The organism is Pseudomonas sp. P1_C12, assembly GCF_056406435.1.
On record NZ_JBFUAE010000025.1, the window covers coordinates 1 to 15,854 of the forward strand.

At 61.1% G+C, this 15,854-nt stretch carries 19 protein-coding genes; 7 read left to right on the forward strand and 12 right to left on the reverse strand.

The window, feature by feature from the left end; translation table 11 throughout:
• On the forward strand, positions 1 to 212 hold a 212-nt coding region (locus AC1D19_RS27895; RefSeq protein ID WP_477763138.1), incomplete at its 5' end, for an integrase core domain-containing protein.
• 965 nt (positions 213 to 1,177) lie between these two features.
• Here AC1D19_RS27895 and AC1D19_RS27900 read toward each other — a convergent pair.
• The gene (locus tag AC1D19_RS27900) at positions 1,178 to 2,488 is read right to left on the reverse strand and encodes an ATP-binding protein (protein WP_477765275.1); all 1,311 of its coding nucleotides are present in this window, start codon (positions 2,486 to 2,488) and stop codon (positions 1,178 to 1,180) included.
• Positions 2,485 to 3,225 carry a response regulator gene (locus AC1D19_RS27905; RefSeq protein WP_007978356.1) on the reverse strand — a complete coding sequence of 247 codons (741 nt, stop codon included), beginning with the start codon at positions 3,223 to 3,225 and terminating at the stop codon, positions 2,485 to 2,487. Before AC1D19_RS27905 ends, AC1D19_RS27900 begins: the two co-directional genes overlap by 4 nt.
• 295 nt (positions 3,226 to 3,520) lie before the next feature.
• On the opposite strand from AC1D19_RS27905, the gene AC1D19_RS27910 reads away from it, so the two are divergent.
• From AC1D19_RS27910 to AC1D19_RS27920, 3 genes are all read left to right on the forward strand, one after another.
• A complete protein-coding gene (locus tag AC1D19_RS27910) occupies positions 3,521 to 3,784 on the forward strand; it encodes a DUF2790 domain-containing protein (protein WP_223463033.1) in 264 nt (87 codons plus the stop codon).
• 48 nt (positions 3,785 to 3,832) lie between these two features.
• Positions 3,833 to 4,045: a hypothetical protein gene (locus AC1D19_RS27915; RefSeq protein ID WP_477765276.1), complete on the forward strand. Its 213-nt coding sequence runs from the start codon at positions 3,833 to 3,835 to the stop codon at positions 4,043 to 4,045.
• 147 nt (positions 4,046 to 4,192) lie between these two features.
• The gene (locus AC1D19_RS27920; RefSeq protein ID WP_477765277.1) at positions 4,193 to 5,410 is read left to right on the forward strand and encodes a cytochrome c biogenesis protein DipZ; all 1,218 of its coding nucleotides are present in this window, start codon (positions 4,193 to 4,195) and stop codon (positions 5,408 to 5,410) included.
• 17 nt (positions 5,411 to 5,427) lie between these two features.
• On the opposite strand, the gene AC1D19_RS27925 is transcribed toward AC1D19_RS27920, so the two are convergent.
• Both AC1D19_RS27925 and AC1D19_RS27930 read right to left on the reverse strand, forming a co-directional pair.
• On the reverse strand, positions 5,428 to 5,889 hold the full coding sequence (locus AC1D19_RS27925; RefSeq protein WP_477765278.1) for a GNAT family N-acetyltransferase: 462 nt from the start codon (positions 5,887 to 5,889) through the stop codon (positions 5,428 to 5,430).
• A gap of 76 nt (positions 5,890 to 5,965) precedes the next feature.
• On the reverse strand, positions 5,966 to 6,943 hold the full coding sequence (locus tag AC1D19_RS27930) for an AraC family transcriptional regulator (protein ID WP_477765279.1): 978 nt from the start codon (positions 6,941 to 6,943) through the stop codon (positions 5,966 to 5,968).
• A 178-nt stretch (positions 6,944 to 7,121) separates the two neighbouring features.
• Here AC1D19_RS27930 and AC1D19_RS27935 point away from each other — a divergent pair, with 178 nt between their 5' ends.
• Positions 7,122 to 7,391: a DUF4242 domain-containing protein gene (locus tag AC1D19_RS27935; protein WP_477765280.1), complete on the forward strand. Its 270-nt coding sequence runs from the start codon at positions 7,122 to 7,124 to the stop codon at positions 7,389 to 7,391.
• 45 nt (positions 7,392 to 7,436) lie between these two features.
• Positions 7,437 to 8,249, forward strand: a complete 813-nt coding sequence (locus tag AC1D19_RS27940) for a class I SAM-dependent methyltransferase (RefSeq protein WP_477765281.1) — start codon at positions 7,437 to 7,439, stop codon at positions 8,247 to 8,249.
• A gap of 69 nt (positions 8,250 to 8,318) precedes the next feature.
• Here AC1D19_RS27940 and AC1D19_RS27945 read toward each other — a convergent pair whose 3' ends face one another.
• On the reverse strand, positions 8,319 to 8,705 hold the full coding sequence (locus tag AC1D19_RS27945) for a DUF488 domain-containing protein (RefSeq protein ID WP_477765282.1): 387 nt from the start codon (positions 8,703 to 8,705) through the stop codon (positions 8,319 to 8,321).
• A 2-nt stretch (positions 8,706 to 8,707) separates the two neighbouring features.
• Positions 8,708 to 9,430, reverse strand: coding sequence for a phosphatidylcholine synthase (gene pcsA / locus AC1D19_RS27950; protein ID WP_477752771.1), 723 nt, complete (start codon positions 9,428 to 9,430; stop codon positions 8,708 to 8,710).
• Between the two features lie 259 nt (positions 9,431 to 9,689).
• Here pcsA and AC1D19_RS27955 point away from each other — a divergent pair, with 259 nt between their 5' ends.
• Positions 9,690 to 10,424, forward strand: coding sequence for a tellurite resistance TerB family protein (locus tag AC1D19_RS27955; protein ID WP_477765283.1), 735 nt, complete (start codon positions 9,690 to 9,692; stop codon positions 10,422 to 10,424).
• Between the two features lie 102 nt (positions 10,425 to 10,526).
• On the opposite strand, the gene AC1D19_RS27960 is transcribed toward AC1D19_RS27955, so the two are convergent.
• The 6 genes from AC1D19_RS27960 to AC1D19_RS27985 all read right to left on the reverse strand — a co-directional run bounded on the left by AC1D19_RS27960 (position 10,527) and on the right by AC1D19_RS27985 (position 15,841).
• Positions 10,527 to 11,201 carry a DUF3313 domain-containing protein gene (locus tag AC1D19_RS27960; protein ID WP_477765284.1) on the reverse strand — a complete coding sequence of 225 codons (675 nt, stop codon included), beginning with the start codon at positions 11,199 to 11,201 and terminating at the stop codon, positions 10,527 to 10,529.
• 50 nt (positions 11,202 to 11,251) lie between these two features.
• Complete coding sequence (locus AC1D19_RS27965) at positions 11,252 to 12,520, reverse strand: OmpP1/FadL family transporter (RefSeq protein ID WP_477765285.1); 1,269 nt, start codon at positions 12,518 to 12,520, stop codon at positions 11,252 to 11,254.
• A 68-nt stretch (positions 12,521 to 12,588) separates the two neighbouring features.
• Positions 12,589 to 14,202: an arylsulfatase gene (locus AC1D19_RS27970; protein WP_477765286.1), complete on the reverse strand. Its 1,614-nt coding sequence runs from the start codon at positions 14,200 to 14,202 to the stop codon at positions 12,589 to 12,591.
• Positions 14,203 to 14,418: 216 nt separating this feature from the next.
• Complete coding sequence (locus AC1D19_RS27975) at positions 14,419 to 14,697, reverse strand: DUF3303 domain-containing protein (protein ID WP_116263655.1); 279 nt, start codon at positions 14,695 to 14,697, stop codon at positions 14,419 to 14,421.
• Between the two features lie 203 nt (positions 14,698 to 14,900).
• Entirely contained in the window at positions 14,901 to 15,440 is a 540-nt protein-coding gene (locus tag AC1D19_RS27980; RefSeq protein WP_477765287.1) for an HD domain-containing protein, read from the reverse strand.
• Positions 15,440 to 15,841, reverse strand: coding sequence for a hypothetical protein (locus AC1D19_RS27985; protein ID WP_477752765.1), 402 nt, complete (start codon positions 15,839 to 15,841; stop codon positions 15,440 to 15,442). The genes AC1D19_RS27980 and AC1D19_RS27985 overlap by 1 nt, the downstream gene beginning before the upstream one ends.
• Positions 15,842 to 15,854: the final 13 nt, after the last annotated feature.

The window sequence follows — 15,854 nt, forward strand, 5'->3', positions numbered from 1 at the left end:
CCTGCTCAATGACCGATGGCTACGACTGCTACCAAAATGCGTTGGCTGAGCGTGTGAACGGGATTTTGAAAAACGAGTTATTGCTGCATCGCCCCAAAGATTTTGCAGAGGCCATCCGGATGGTGGACGAGTCGGTGCAGATCTATAACAACGAGCGGCCTCATCTGTCGCTGAAATACAAAACGCCCGATGCGGTGCATCGGGCGTTTTGAGGCTGAAACAGGTGTAAACCTATTTCAGGACTAGACAGCGCCTAAAAAAAGTAACCAAAAAAACGCTCGCCCCGAACGTACGGCCCCTCGCTAAGGCTCGGCGTTCCTTCGCTCCGGCATTCATCCGGGGGCATTGCCCTCCGGTCGGCTTCGCTTCGACCTACATGCAATGAGTTCGACTGCGTCGAACGGCGCTGCGCGCCAATCCCCGGATAAACACCTCCGCCCAGCCTGCCGAGGGGGCGGGTGGATCAAGATCAAAAGCTGCAGGCGAGCTAACGCTCGGCCTGATGAGTGGTGAAGAGCGTGGGTGTACGCCGCTCTGCCTTTGCTGTTCTGTGGGCGAGCTTGGTCCGGGCGGCGTTCCGACGAAGGCGGCCTGCCAGCCGACCAATTTCTTTCGAATGTACCCAGCTCAACTGTAGGAGCTGCCGAAGGCTGCGATCTTTTGATCTTGTTTGTAAGTAATAAAGCCAAAAGATCGCAGCCTCGTTGCACTCGACAGCTCCTACAGGGAAATGCGCACGCATGAAGAACCAGGCCGGCCGGTAGGCCGCCTCGCTTTTGCTTTTGCGGTACACGCCCCCTCGTGAGGCCGAGTGGAGGTTCTGCGCAGTGGGCAACCCGGCATGGATGCCGGGTTAGCCGCCCCCGGTCATGGATGGCCGATGGCGGCGGGCCCACGGAGCAGGACCGGAGCGAGGGCATGCCGAGCCTAGGCGAGGCACCGAATGTCAGGGGCAAGAGCCCTTGGTTACTTGGGGCTTTTCCAAGTGACCCGCCGTAAGGGCGGAACCCTAAGTGGCCGTTACCGCAGCAACGGATAGGTACACCCTCAAAAATCCATGCCGCCTGACACAAAGCCATCGTCGGAACGCCGCCCGGACCAAGCTCGCTCCCACAGGGATCTTCAGTGGCCACAAGTCCCGAGTAAACCCGAGAACCGGAACCGAAACCGAAAAGATCTACACCGACAATCGCAACTCCGCACACAACCCGCCACCCTCACGATTGCTCAAGGTCAACGACCCTCCAATGGCAATTGCCAATTGCTGGGCGATCGCCAGCCCCAGCCCGGTGCCACCAGTGCTGCGGTTGCGGGAGTTTTCCACGCGGTAGAACGGTTCCATCACTTGCTTGAGTTCTTCTTCAGCGATGCCCGGGCCGCGGTCGAGGATCTTGATCGACAGCTTGCCATCGGCCTGTTTTTCCACTTGCAACTCGGCAGCACCGGCAAATTTCAATGCGTTGTCCGTCAGGTTGACCAGCACCCGGCGCAAGGCGTGGGGGCGGGTGTCGATGACGGTGGCGCTTTTGCCTGTGAGCCGAACGTCCTTACCCACGTCCTGGTAGTCGAACACCAGGCTGTCGAGGAACGAGTCGAGGTCGGTGCGGCGGCTTTCTTCGGTGGCGCCGTGGATGCTGCGGGCGTAGGCCACGCCTTCGCGGACCAGGTGTTCCATCTCGCCAAGGTCGTTCCACAGTTTGTCTTTTTCGCTGGAGTCGTCCATGAACTCGGCGCGCAGTTTCATGCGGGTGATCGGGGTTTGCAGGTCGTGGGAAATCGCCGCGAGCAACTGCATGCGTTCCTTCAGGTACGCCGCGATGCGTGCCTGCATCGAGTTGAAGGCCTTGGCGGCGTGGGCGACTTCGGTCGGGCCTTTTTCGTCCAGGAGTACTGGGTGCGCGTTGGGGTCCAGGGTTTCGACGGCACCGGCGAGGCGGGTGAGGGGGCGGATGGCGATTCTGACCGCCAGCCAGGAGCAGGCCAGCATCAGCGCCAGTTGCCCGAGCAACACGATGGGCAGCCAGGGCGACAACGGGACCATTGCCGGACGGACGTCGATGGTCAGCGGGCTGCCATCTGCCAGGTTCAAGTGCACTTGAAAATGTTTTTTCGGCCCGGGAATGTCGGTAAAGGTCATCGGGTAATCGTGACCGATGGCGTCTTTGATCGAGGCGATGGCAATGGGCGTATCGGGCATGTCGGTGCGTATGGGCGTGCCCGGCGAACCCTCATTGAGCAGGTAGCTGTAATTGCGCCGCTCCAGTTGTTGCAGCCAGCCGGATCGCTCGTTGGCGGGCAAGCGGTCGAGGATGGCTATGGACGTGGAAACGTCGGTTTCCAGGTTGCCGAGCATGGTGTTTTTCGAGGATTCGTAGCGCTCGTAATACTGCGCGCCGAAGGACAGCGCCTGGGCGAGGATCAGGCCGATCAGGAAAATCAGCGACAGCCGCGAGGCCAGGGTCCGCGGCCAATGCAGCGCCTGCGTCATGATTGATCGCCCAGAATTTCCACCGGCAGGGAGAACACATAGCCTTCGCTGCGCACGGTCTTGATGTAGGCCGGTTCGCGGGCGTCGTCGAGCAGGCGCTGGCGCAGGCGACTGACCAGCAAGTCGATGGAGCGGTCGAACAGGTCGGCATCGCGGCCCTGAGTCAGGTTCAGCAGCTGATCACGGTTGAGCACTCGTTGCGGATGATCGAGAAACACCCGCAGCAATCGATACTCGGCACCGCTCAGGGCAACCATGGTGCCGTCTTCGTCGAGCAGGTGACGGGCCGAGGTGTCCAGACGCCAGCGCCCGAAGGCCAGTAGGCGGCTGGCTTCGGTCACCACCAGGTTCGGCGGCAGCATGCGGGTGCGCCGTAGCACCGCGTTGATCCGCGCCAACAGTTCACGGGCCGCGAAGGGCTTGACCAGGTAGTCGTCGGCACCCATTTCCAGACCGAGGATGCGATCGGTTTCATCGTTGCGGGCGGTGAGCATCAGCACTGGCGTGGTCTTGTGTTTGCCGGCGCGCAGTTCGCGGCACAACAGCAAGCCATCGTCCCCCGGCATCATGATGTCCAGCACGATCAGGTCCACCGGGGTGGTTTCCAGAAAAGCGCGCATCTGCCGTCCATCCGCCACGACGGTAGTGCGTAAGCCGTTCTTCTTCAGGTAGTTGCCTACCAGCTCGCGGATTTCGCGGTCATCGTCAACGATGAGGATGTGATCAACGTGATCCATTGGGCCAAACCTCTGATAAATGGGGAATGCCACACAGTCTATCGAGCCTGGGCGGGCTCGCCTGCCGCCCTTTGTATTGCAGTGTATCTGGCTTGCCTGAGGATACACACGAAGGCAAAAAAGCCGATGTTCAGCGGTTTTGTATTGCTCTGTATCTGCGCCCGGTTCTGATACGTACCGATTGATTCACGCCGATTCCCGACACAGACGAGATACCTCGCAAGCTTTTAATAGGTTCCATCGAGGCAAACCAGACCGCTTCGGATCAACCTTTTGAAACCTTGAGGAACTCGCCATGAACACCAAAGCCATCTACGCCGCGTGCCTGTTTGCCGCACTGAACATCTGCACCCTGTCGGCCCGTGCCGAAGCCGATGTCGCTCCAAAAACCTACACCTACGGCACCCAACTTGACATCAGGAAAGTGGTGTCGCTGACCGAAGACGCTACGCCTTCCTGCGGCGTGGTAAATGCGCGGCTGACGTACCTCGACGCTCAGTCGAAATCCCAGGTGCTGGATTACCGAAAATTCGCCGACAACTGCAACTCGCAAAACTGAGTGTTGCGACCAACGATCGCCCAAACCATTTGAAACAGGAAGGACATCATGAACAACGTTTCCCGCTTTTTGACCGCCATCGCCTTTTCCGTCGCCGGTGTGGCCGCCCATGCCAACGCCGCTGTCGAGCAAAGCGCCTGCGCCAGCAACTCCTGCTTCCAGCTCACGCCCGTGGCGGAGAAGGGCACCAATGGCTTCCTGGCGCAGGACGGTTCCAGCCGTACACCGCAAGGGCAGATGCTGGATGAGCAGACTGCTTGAGAACACCCCCAACCCGCTGTAGGAGCTGGCTTGCCAGCGAAGGCGGTCTTGCAGGTGATATCTGTATTGAATGTGCCGACGCCTTCGCAGGCAAGCCTGCTCCTACGGTGGTGATGTGTCGCCCTCTAATGTGTATTAGGTGATCCCATGTTACTCATCGCTTTCCTGGGCGGCATATTGACCGTCCTCAGCCCGTGCATCCTGCCGGTCGTGCCATTGCTGTTTGCCGGGGCCGACCACACACGCTCCTCGATCCTGCTCACCCTCGGCGGCATGGTTCTGACCTTTGCCCTGGTCTCCAGCCTGGCCGTGGTCAGCAGTGAGTGGGTGATTCAGGCCAGCAACACCGGCCGCCACGTAGCGCTGGTGGTGATGGTGCTGTTCGCCCTGTCGCTGATTTCCGCTCGGGTCGGTGACTGGCTGGCGCGGCCCTTCGTGCTGCTGGGTAATCGCATCGACCCGAACTCGCGCAAGGTGTCCGGGCCGCTGGCTTCGATCATGATCGGTGTCGCCACCGGGTTGCTCTGGGCACCGTGCGCCGGGCCGATCCTCGGGGTGATTCTGACCAGCGCCATGCTGCAGGGCGCGAACGCCGGCACCAGTCTGTTGTTGGTGGCCTATGGTGCGGGCAGTGCGCTGTCCCTGGGCACCTTGATCTTTACCGGTCGCGGCCTGGTCAATCGCTTGAAACCGTCGATTCCGGTTACGGGCTGGTTGCGCCGTGGCGCCGGGGTTGCGGTGCTGGCCGGGGCGGCGGTGATTGCAACGGGGGCCAACGACCTGTTGCTGGCCAATACTTCTTCGCAAGGTGTCAGCAGTGTCGAGAAGGGCGTGCTGGAGACCGTGCCGAAAGTCGTCGATTACCTGGTCAGCAAGGTAAAGGCCGACAGCGCCATGGACAATGCCCAAGGCGCGATGCCGTCGCTGTCCGGCGCGGTGGATTGGTTGAACTCGCCCGCACTGACTAACGAAGCGCTGAAAGGCAAAGTGGTGCTGGTGGATTTCTGGACCTTCGACTGCATCAACTGCAAGCACACCCTGCCGTACGTGAAGGACTGGGCGAAGAAATATGAAAAGGACGGACTGGTGGTGATCGGCGTGCACACGCCCGAATACGGCTTTGAACGCATCATCGACAACGTCAGGGCCAAGGTGAAGGAGTACGGCATCACCTACCCGGTGGCGATCGACAACAACTACGCGATCTGGCGCAACTTCGACAACCAGTACTGGCCGGCGCACTACCTGATCGATGCCAAGGGGCAGGTGCGTTACACCCACTTCGGTGAAGGCAGCTACGACACGCAGGAACAAATGATTCAGCAGTTGCTGCAGGAGGCCAGGGCCAGCGCGCCTGCGGCGTAATCCGCTTGATCAATGGCTCACAGGTCCCGAGCCATGAGCCATTGATCTTTTTCCCACGCTTCAAAACGCTCCAGCACCACCCAGCCGCGCTTGGCGTAATAAGCGCTCTGGTCCTGGGTGTGCAGGTAGACTCTCTTCTCGCCGCTGGCTTTGGCTTGCGCGCAAATCCCTTCGATCAATCGCTCTGCCAGGCCCTTGCCGCGTGCCTCGGGGGTGATGAACACGCAAGCGAGCCACGGCCCCAGATCCGGGCGATGGTCCAGGTCGGCCCTGGCCAGTGCTGCGCCGCCCACCAGCTCGTCGTGGTCGAGGGCGATCAGACATTTCCAGTCGCCGTTGTCTTGGCCTTCGGTGAACTCACGTTGCCAGTCAGGCAGGGGCTGTCCGGCGTATTCGTAGTGGAACTGCTGGTGGATCCACGAAGCGAATGTGTTGCTGTGCTGCATATGTCGAGCAAGCCAGTCCAGGCGGGGTGCCATGTTGTGAGTCCTTTCAGAGGTCAGTCGCTGGGTAGCGAGAGTAGCGGGCCTGGGCGGTGCTGTCGCCTGCGCTGGCTCAGCGACCGCTCAAGTGATTCGAGGCCACCTGAGCGCGCCGCCACGCCGCCGGCGGCGCACCGTACTCGCGACGAAAGGCGCGGCTGAAGGCGGTATCGGTCTGGTAGCCGACTTCTTCGGCGATCCGCGTCAAGGAGCTGTTGCTGCTGCGCAACAGATTGGCGGCCAGCAACATGCGCCATTGCGTCAGGTATTGCATCGGCGACACCCCCACCAGTTGCTGGAAACGCTCGGCCAATACCGATCTTGAGGTGCTGGCGGTGCGCGCCAGTTCGTCCAGCGTCCAGGCGTGGCAGGGTTTTTTATGCAAGGCGTTGAGGGCAGCGCCGACGATGCGGTCGCGAACACCGGCCAGCCAGCCGGTGCGGCCTTCGCCCTGTTCATTCATGTACAGGCGCAGCACTTCGATGAACAGCACTTCGGCGAGTTTGGCCAATACCCCTTCGCCGCCGGGGCGGGGCGAGCGGGCTTCGGCGAGGGCATAGCGCACGGAGGATTCCAGCCAGATGCCGGCATCCGAGCCGCGCACATTGACCCGCACCACGGCCGGCAAGCCCTTGAGCAACATGCCTGCCAGGCGCGTGTCGCAGGCCAGGTACCCGCACACCAGGCGGGTGACCGCGCCACCCCCGCCATAACTCAGCTGCCGGGGCCGCCGCGCCAACACCGCATCCAGTCGCGCACCCGTGGCCGGGGGTAATCCGGGACGTGAGCACATGCGATGGGCATCGCCCTGGGGGAAGATCACCACGTCGCCCGCACTCAGCAGCAGCGGCGGGTCATCGCCCAGTTCGACATAGCACTCGCCCTCGGTGATCAGGTGAAAGATCACCACCCGTTCCGCATCGGGCTCCAGAAACGGCGCCGCCGTATCGGCGCTGGGCGACTGGTAGCACCAGGGCGCAGTGAAGCGGGCGTTGATGAAGATCGCGCCGACCAGATGCACGACGCGCAGGGTCTGTGACAGAGCGTCCATTGGGGTTTCCCCGTGGGAGGGTTCCTGATTGTGAACGCGCCGGCGCGCAACGTGGAATCTCCGGACGATCGGGCAGGGTTGGGCGACGATCGGGCAGGACGCCAGCGCCCGTCAGGACGATAGTTTGACCACAGGGTGAGTGCCGCCCTGCCATCCAGAACAATAAAGAGAGGTTGCCATGCCTAAGTTCGTCATCGAACGTGAGATCCAGGGCGCCGGAGCTCTGTCGGAAAGGGATTTGAAAGCCGCTTCGCAAAAGTCCTGCCGGGCCTTGCGTGAGTTGCCAGAGGTGCAGTGGCTGCAGAGTTATGTCACCGGTGACAAGCTCTACTGCGTGTACATCTCGCCGAACGAGGAGCAGATCAGGGAGCACGCCCGGGTGAGCGGGTTTCCCGCCAATCGCATTTCCCAAGTCATGAACATTATCGACCCGACAACGGCGGAGTGAACGCCCGCCAGGCCCGATTCGTGTTTCACCCCAGAGACCGTTTCCATGAGTACACCCATTGACCTCACTGCCTTGAAAAACCGCCAGATGGCCTCCTGGGCCAGCGGTGACTACGCCGTGATCGGCACCACCCTGCAAATTGTCGGCGAGCAACTGGCCGAAGCCTGCGACCTGTTGTGCGATGAGCGCGTGCTCGATGTTGCTGCCGGCAACGGCAACGCGACACTCGCGGCTGCACGCCGTGGTTGCCAGGTGACGTCCACCGACTATGTCGCGGCCTTGCTCGAACGCGGCGAAGAACGGGCCCGGGCAGAACGCCTGAACGTCTCCTTCCAGGTCGCCGATGCCGAAGCCTTGCCCTTTGCCGACGGCAGTTTTGATGCCGTGCTGTCGACCTTCGGCGTGATGTTCACGCCGGACCAGCCCAAAGCCGCCACGGAACTGGCGCGGGTTTGCCGCCCGGGCGGCCGGATCGGCCTGGCCAACTGGACGCCGGAAGGTTTCGTCGGCCAGATGTTCAAGACCCTGGGCCAGCACCTGCCACCCCCGCCGGGAGCGAATCCGCCCTCGCGCTGGGGTACTGAAGCCTGGCTGCACGAGCATTTTGACGAGCGGGAATTTCTGCTCCAGGTGACGCGTCGCACCTTCAATTTCCGCTATCGCTCGGCGGCGCATTTCATCGACACCTTCCGCGAGTGGTACGGGCCGGTGCACAAGGCCTTCGCCGCGCTGCCCGCGGACGGCGCCAAGGCCCTGGAGATGGACCTGACCGAACTGATCCACCGGATGAACCGGGCGGGCGACAAGTCGCTGGTGGTGCCGAGTGAATACCTGGAAGTGGTGATCACGCGGCGCTAAGCGATAACAATGCAACCCCCCCTGTAGGAGCGAGCAGGCTCGCTCCTACAGGGGGATTGGTGGTGCCGGCTAAATGACCTTCGCACCACGCGCCTCCAGCAACTCGCGCAACACCGAGCGATGACAATGCGCTTCATCCTCGCAATAACAGCCCACGGCCAGGGATGTCTGATGGGACAACGCAGCCAGCAGGTCGAGCATCTGACTGGCAGCGGGCTGGCTCATCTCGGCCTTGAATTTGCGTCTGAACACCTCCCAGGCCTTGGCATCTTGCGCAGCCTTGGCCTCGGCCACCAGCTCCGCGCTGGGCGACAGCAGCGGCTGCCAGACATCATAAAAATCCCGACAGGCGAATTCGGCTTTCGGTACGCCACGGGGAGGGCGGCGTACCGTACCCAGGCGCAAACCTTCGTCGGGTCGACGGGGTGATCCGAGTTGAACAATATGGACCGCCATGGCTACTTGAGCCGCGATTGGTCAAACCACTCGAGCGCCGTGCGCCATAAGCAGATGCCCAGGAAGTACGCCGACATCAGCAGCCACAGCCCCATCACCAACGGGTTGATCACCGGGTGGTTGAGCACCAGCGACAAACTGCACAGCAACCAGATGGCCGTCACCGCAATGTTGATCGGCATGAACCGGCGCACGCGGAACGGATGCAGGAATTTCATCCGGGTCACGGTCAGCAGCGCCAGGCCAATCACCGTAACAAAGGTGATCCACGGCGACGGAGCGATGATGTACAGGCACAGGGCAACCACGTTCCAGGCGGCGGGGAAGCCCTGGAAGTAGTTGTCCTTGCTCTTCATGTTGACGTTGCAGAAGCAGAACAGCGACGACACCAGAATCAGCGACACGCTCAGCAGCAAGGTGTAGTCCGGCAACGGGATGTAGCGATAGATGAACAGTGCCGGGATAAACACATACGTCAGGTAATCGATCACCAGGTCGAGGATCGAGCCATCGAAGCTCGGCAACACTGACTGCACATTGACCTTGCGCGCCAGTGCACCGTCCAGCCCGTCGACGATCAGGGCGACGCCCAGCCACAGCAGGCAATGGGTCGGCTGGTTATCCAGCAGGGACAGGGTGGCGAGGAAAGCGGTGACCACGCCAGTGGCGGTAAAACCATGGGCGCCCCATGCTTTGAGTCTGGCGATTCGTAGGGTTGAAATCACGGGGGCGTTCTCCAGTGAATGAAGCAAGCCAGTTGTCACCCCGCGTATGGGGGCGGTGGCAAACCGGGTCGGGTTGCAGGTATCGACCGGGTATCCGGGAATAAGGTTCACCACCTATGAATCTTAGCTGCGCCGCAAAAAAATACTCCGGACCCATCTGCGGTAGCACGGGCGCGTCAGCCCAACGGTGCTGGCACATTCGCCTGCGGGGACTATCGTTGCCTGACTGGATAAACCCCTTCCAAAGAGGACAAGCGTCATGAACACCAGCGATCTGCTCGAACAATTATTGCGCGCCGGCCAGGGCTCGATGGCGCAGCAGGGTGGCAGTGGCGCGGCGGCCCAAGGCGGGCTCGGCGACCTGGGTGGATTGCTCGGCGGGTTGTTGGGCGGTGGCGGCGGTGCTGGCGGCGGTGGCGGCGGTGGCGCAGGGTTGGGCGGTTTGCTCGGTGGTTTGCTCGGCGGCGGTTCGCCGATGGGTGGCGCGCCACAAAGCCGCTCCGGTGGTGGCACAAATTATGCGGCGCTGGCGTCCCTCGGCATGATGGCGTTCCAGGCGTACCAGGCCTGGCAGCGCAGTCAGGCGTCGGCCCCGCAAGAAGCTCCGCGCACGGTGGACTTGCTCGCCGGCCCGGAAGCCGAGGAGCACAGCCATGCGATCCTGCGGGCATTGATTGCGGCGGCCAAGGCTGATGGCCGGATCGACGACGCCGAGAAGCAGATGATCAGCACCGAGATCGGCCGTCACACTGACGATCCTCAATTGCAGCAATGGCTGGACGATGAAGTCGCCAAGCCACTGGACCCCAATGACGTGGCGCAGTCGGCGACCGATCCTGGAATGGCCTCGGAGATGTATCTGGCCAGCGTGATGCTGGTGGACGACCAGCAGGACGCCGAGCGCAACTATCTGGATGAACTGGCCGCGGCGTTGCAGATCGAGCCGCAGCTGCAATTGCATCTGGAGCAGAAAGCCAAGGGCGGCGCGGCCTAAATCGCCTTCGACAGCAGAAACGTGGGGATGAAGGAGTGACCGCAAGAGTCAGGAAGGAACCCCAGGTGGCGAGGGAGCAAGCTCCCTCGCCACAAGAGTGTGTTACTTCAGGAACGCCTGGAAGTCGGTGCCCAGTTTGTCGATCGCCGCCTTGAAGTCCTTGGCGGTAATCTTCTGGCTTTCGTTTTCCAGGGCGGTGCCAAACACCTTGCGCACCACTTTGGCCACGGTCTGGTTGCTCTTCGCGTCGACGAACTCGGCTTCGATGAACAGGGTGGTGTCCTGGTCGCGGTGACCGGTGGCGGCCTGAGTCGCGCCGACAACGGCTGCGACCGGGACCACTTCATACCACTTCATGCCTTCGTTCTCGGCGGTCACCCCGGTAATTGCCGCACGCATGATCAGGGGCCTGGAACCGGCCGGTGCGGACGAGGTGTTGGACACTACGCGGTATTTCTGACCCAGGGTGGCCTTGGCCTTGCTGGTCATGTAGTTCTGGATGTCGGAGAGCGTTTGCTGGTTGACCCGTTCGTTGGGCTTGGGCGCCGGGTACAGCTCCAGCTTGTTGAACACCACGGTGTCATAGGCATTCGGGTTCCACGAAGGGCTGACCCAGCGCATCGCGGTGCCGCCGCTCGGCGTTTGGACTTCCTGCAGGTTGTTGTAGTTGGACAGGAAGCCAGAGTATTGCTCCTTCTCAGTCACTTTCGAGGTGCAACCGCCTAGCAACAGACTGGCCAGCGCGGCGCCGACAAGCAGGTTTCGGGACAGATTCATAGTGGTGTTTACTCCTTGGATGAAATCGTCGTTCTTTCGTTTACAAGACATCAGAATCGCCAGGTCATATTCCCGGTCAAGGCTTGAATCCAGGCATTGTCGAATTCACCGGAAATTTGATTGCCCGATACGGATTTGGCCTGGTCAACCGGCATGTCGCCGATCCAGACCATGGCCCAGCTGACGTTGACATCAGTGTCTTTGTTCAGAGCATAGGTGGCTCCTGTGGCAATGCGCCAGGATTCGCTCATCGGCACGACCACGCTACGGTTGCTGTCCGAGACGGCACTGCTGTCGTAGGCCACGCCGAAGTTCCACAACCACTGCTCGGTGGCCTGGTATTGCGCGCCAAGGGAAAGGTGCCAGGTGTCCTTGAAGCCGGCGTCGACCGTTGTCGATTGCGCACCAAGGGCCGTGGTGTCGACCTCTACGGCGATGTCGCCGAACTTGGACCAGTCCTGCCAGTTGGCCGAGGCCAACAACGCCCATTGCCGGTCCAGTTGCTGGAACAGACTCAGGGTGACGGTTTGCGGTACCTTCATGTCGAGTTCGGTGTTGGTGTTGTTGACGCGCTCGAGCAGACGTCCGTCGCCCTTCACATCGAGCCGGTCCTCGAAGTCCAGGTCGACCTGGCTGGTGTAGGTCAGGCCGATGCGTGTGCCGGGTTGCGGGGCGTAGATCACGCCGACGTTGGCGCCATAGCCCCAGGTGTTGTCCCGGTACTTGAATTGGCCGTCAGAGCGGTCAGTGAAGCCGAAAGGGGAGCGGTCGATGGCGGTGTCGGCCTTCAGCATGCCGTACATGGCCTTGATGCCCAGGCCGACCGACCACTGCTCGTTGAAGCGATAAGCCACGCTCGGTACCAGCGACAGGCCGAGCAGGCTGGAGTTCTGTGCGAAGTAACGGCCGGACCAATCGTTGTCGTAGTTGACCGCCAACCCGAAGTCACCGTACTGGCCGAAACCGACGCTCCAGTGCTCGTCCAGTTCATGGCTGATGAAGAAGCTGCCACCGGGAATCGGATCGAGGGCATTGCCACTGCCGCTGCCCGGGACGTTGGTGCCAGAGTCGCGGTCGAAGCTCAGGTCGCCATACAGAACCTGCAAGCCGGCGGTGATTTGCGTGCCCGGCAGGTAGCTCATGCCCGCGGGGTTACTGGCTATGGTCGAGGGGCCTTGGGCACGGGCGGCGGCGCCGGCGTTGGCCAGGCCAGCGTTATCGGTGCCGATTTCATAGAGCATGATGCCACCGGCCCAGGCTTGCTGGCAGCACAGGGCAAGTAGCGCAGAAGCGGGCAGGGTAGCGGTTTTTGTCGGCATTGAAATCCCTCAGCAATTGTCCATTTCGAATACGGGTGGACTGCACCAGCCACCCGTGGATTCGGCTGTTACTTAGCCATCTCTGCTCGAGCCTTGGCGATCTTGGCTTTAACCGAGTCGAGGTTGAAACTCGCGCCTTTTTGCATCGGCGGGAACTCGATCGCTGTTTCAGCCAGTTTGGCCACCTGCTGCTGGACGAACACGAAACGCCAGAATTGGAACTTGAACCAGTCGAAGTATTGTTGCGAACCCTGTGCGGCCTGATTTTCCGGCCAGCCCATGCGCTCGAATGGGTCGAGTCGAAGATTGGTCAGGTTCGGCACGTCCACATCAACTTTAGCCCCCAACCAGCCACCCGGTTGATCAATGAAGCGATATTTGTAGTCGTCTATGCGCACTGCACCCAAGGAGCTTTCTCCGAAGTAGAAAACTTCATGTCGGTTCGACGGACCTTTTCCGGTGATCATTGGAGTTTGATCATAGCCGTCCAGGTGAACTTTGTAGGTGGTATCGCCCAATTGTTTGCCTTTGAGCAGTTCCGCCGTGATGTTCGGGTTGCCTGCCGCCGCGACCAGGGTCGGGAACCAGTCCATGCCGGACATGATGCCGTTGGCGATCTGATTGGCCGGCACCTTGCCTGGCCAGCGAATGATTGCCGGCACCCGGAAGCCACCTTCCATGACCGTGCCTTTGCCCATGGCGAACGGCGTCGTGCCGCCATCGGGCCAGGTGAAGTTTTCCGCACCATTGTCGGTGGTGAAAATCACGATGGTGTTGTCGTCCATGCCGTCTTTTTTCAGCTTCGCCAGGACGTCGCCAACGATGTCATCGAGCTGCGCCATGCCGGCTTCCTGTTCCGACCAGCCATTCTGCGAGTTGCGCATGGCCTCGTACTTGTCGGACAGGTGCGTGACGATGTGCATGCGGGTCGGGTTGAGCCAGACGAAGAACGGTTTGTTGTCCTGTTTGGCCTTGTCGATGAAAGAGAAGGCCTTGTCGCGAATCTCCTCGTCAACGGTTTTCATCCGCTCCGGATAGAGCGTGCCGGCATCTTCGATTTTCTGCTTGCCCACCTTGCCCCAGCGCGGCATCACGGTCGTGTCATCGGTGGTGGAGGCCCAGCTGTGGACCATGTTGCGTGGGCCGACGCTGTCCAGCAGTTCCTTCGGATAATTGGGGTGTGCCGGATCCTCCATGGCGTCGAGGTGATAGAGGTAACCGAAGAATTCATCGAAACCATGGACGGTGGGCAGGAACTGGTTGAGGTCACCCAAGTGGTTCTTGCCGAACTGGCCGGTGGCATAACCCATGGCCTTGAGGGTGGTCGCGATGGTGACGGCTTCGGCGGGAATACCCACGGGCGAGCCGGCCTGGCCGACAGTGGTCATTCCCGTACGAATCGGCAGTTCGCCGGTGATGAAATTGGCGCGGCCGGCGGTGCAACTGGCCTCGGCGTAATAGTCGGTGAAACGCATGCCTTCGTTCGCTAGCTGATCAAGGTTGGGCGTTCGGCCGGCCATCATGCCCTGGTTGTAGACGCCGATATTCGACCAGCCGATATCGTCGCCCATGATCACCAGGATGTTGGGGGCTTTGTCGGCGGCAAGGGTCAGGCTGGGAAACGCCATTGCAGACAGCAACAGGGGGACCGCTAACATCGAGGTTAAGGTTGTCCGGTTCATGTCGAGCTCCTGCGTACTTGCGTGAGTAAATCGAGACGAGCCCCCAACCGTCGTTGAAATTCGTAACCCCCGGGAAGAGCGTAGGTTTGAATTGCGAAATATCCAGTAATGGATAGTCAGAAAGCATTGATTCAGGCGCATTGCGCCGAAAGAGTGTTCGCTCAAAGACACCCACCAAATCGGGGCGGCGAGCGGTACTCGCCGCCTCAATCGTCATTACCGGGCGGCAGTGGCGGCCAGCAAGGGTGCGATTTGCTCATCGGTCAATGCGGCGTGCACGTCCATGCTCATCAGGTCGTTCCACTCCAGCACCCATTTTTGAATCGGCACCAAATCACTCGCCTCGGCAATGCCGAAGCCGGCCGAGCTCCCTACAGCATGCCAGCGTCCGTGCATGGTGACGCCTGCAGGCGGCGCGCCACCGGTCTTGAGAAAACGTGCGATTGCGGCATCACGGTTATCCGGGCTGATTGTCCAACTGACGATGAATAACATCGGTCACCTCCTGTTGCGCATTGGCACCGGTTTTATGCGCGCACCTGGCTGGCGCCGGGGCCGTGGCCGCGCTTGGGTTTCCAGTTCCGTCCTGGCTGGCTTGCGGCAAAATCTCCCATGGAAGGCATAGCAGCGCCTTGCGATTCATGTACGACCGCTGATCCTGTTCCGGTGCATTTTCGAGGGGGTAACAGACGCCTGTTTCACCAGCGAAACATGGGCAGCGGGCGCAGCGGTGAGCGGATGAATTGCCGGGCTGAAAGCTTCATCAGCATCGAGTGAAAACCGTGATCGGGAAAGGTCGCCTGCACGGTTTTGATGAAGCTTCGGGGCAAGCCGAAACGCACCAGGCCCAGCGACACATCCACCAGATCGGCCTGGCGGAAGTGTTCGACACTGTTGGCACAAGCGCCGCGATACCGGCGCAGCTTGTGATGCTCAAGTATCAACGCGCTGACTTCATCCTTCAGTTCCACTCGTTGCTGGCTGTCGAGGTACTCAGTGGCCAGGGCAATGGATGGCGGCAGGTAGTCGAGGGTGTCATCGGTCCAGATACCCAGGTCATGAAACGCCGCTGCGATCTGTACGGCGTCCGAGGGCAAACCTTCGGCACCGCTGAGGGCGGTATGGAAATTCAGCACCCGGTAAATGTGGTTGCGGTAGCCCTGCAGGTCGGCACCGATGGCCAGGGCGTACGTGGTGAGAATCTTGTCGGTGAGGGGGAACTCGAGAATGGGCTTCATCAGGCGTCACGCAACAGGTCGTTGGCATTGAGCAGTTCGTAGGCAATCTCCGGGCGCTTTTCCATGGCACGGCGAATAGCGGCGGGGATGTTGGCGCGGGTCTTGCGGCACAGCCCCGGCAGTTCGCCAACGCGGATGCCGATGCCGCGCATGGTGCGCACTTCGTTGAAGCCGGGGGCGATGTCCACGCGCAGACCCAACTGTTCGAACATGCGCCGTTGCACGTGCTCAAGATCGCTCAGGCTCTGCAGGTTTTCCAGGCGTTCGATCAGGCGTTTTTCTTCGTTGCGGGTCAGAAACAGAATGCGCAGGTCCGCCCCCGGTGTTTCCAGCAACGGGTCACGCCCGCAGTCGCAGGCGCCGGGCGGGCAGGGTGAGCGGATTGCAGCGGTGGTGGTCATGGGGATCAATCAT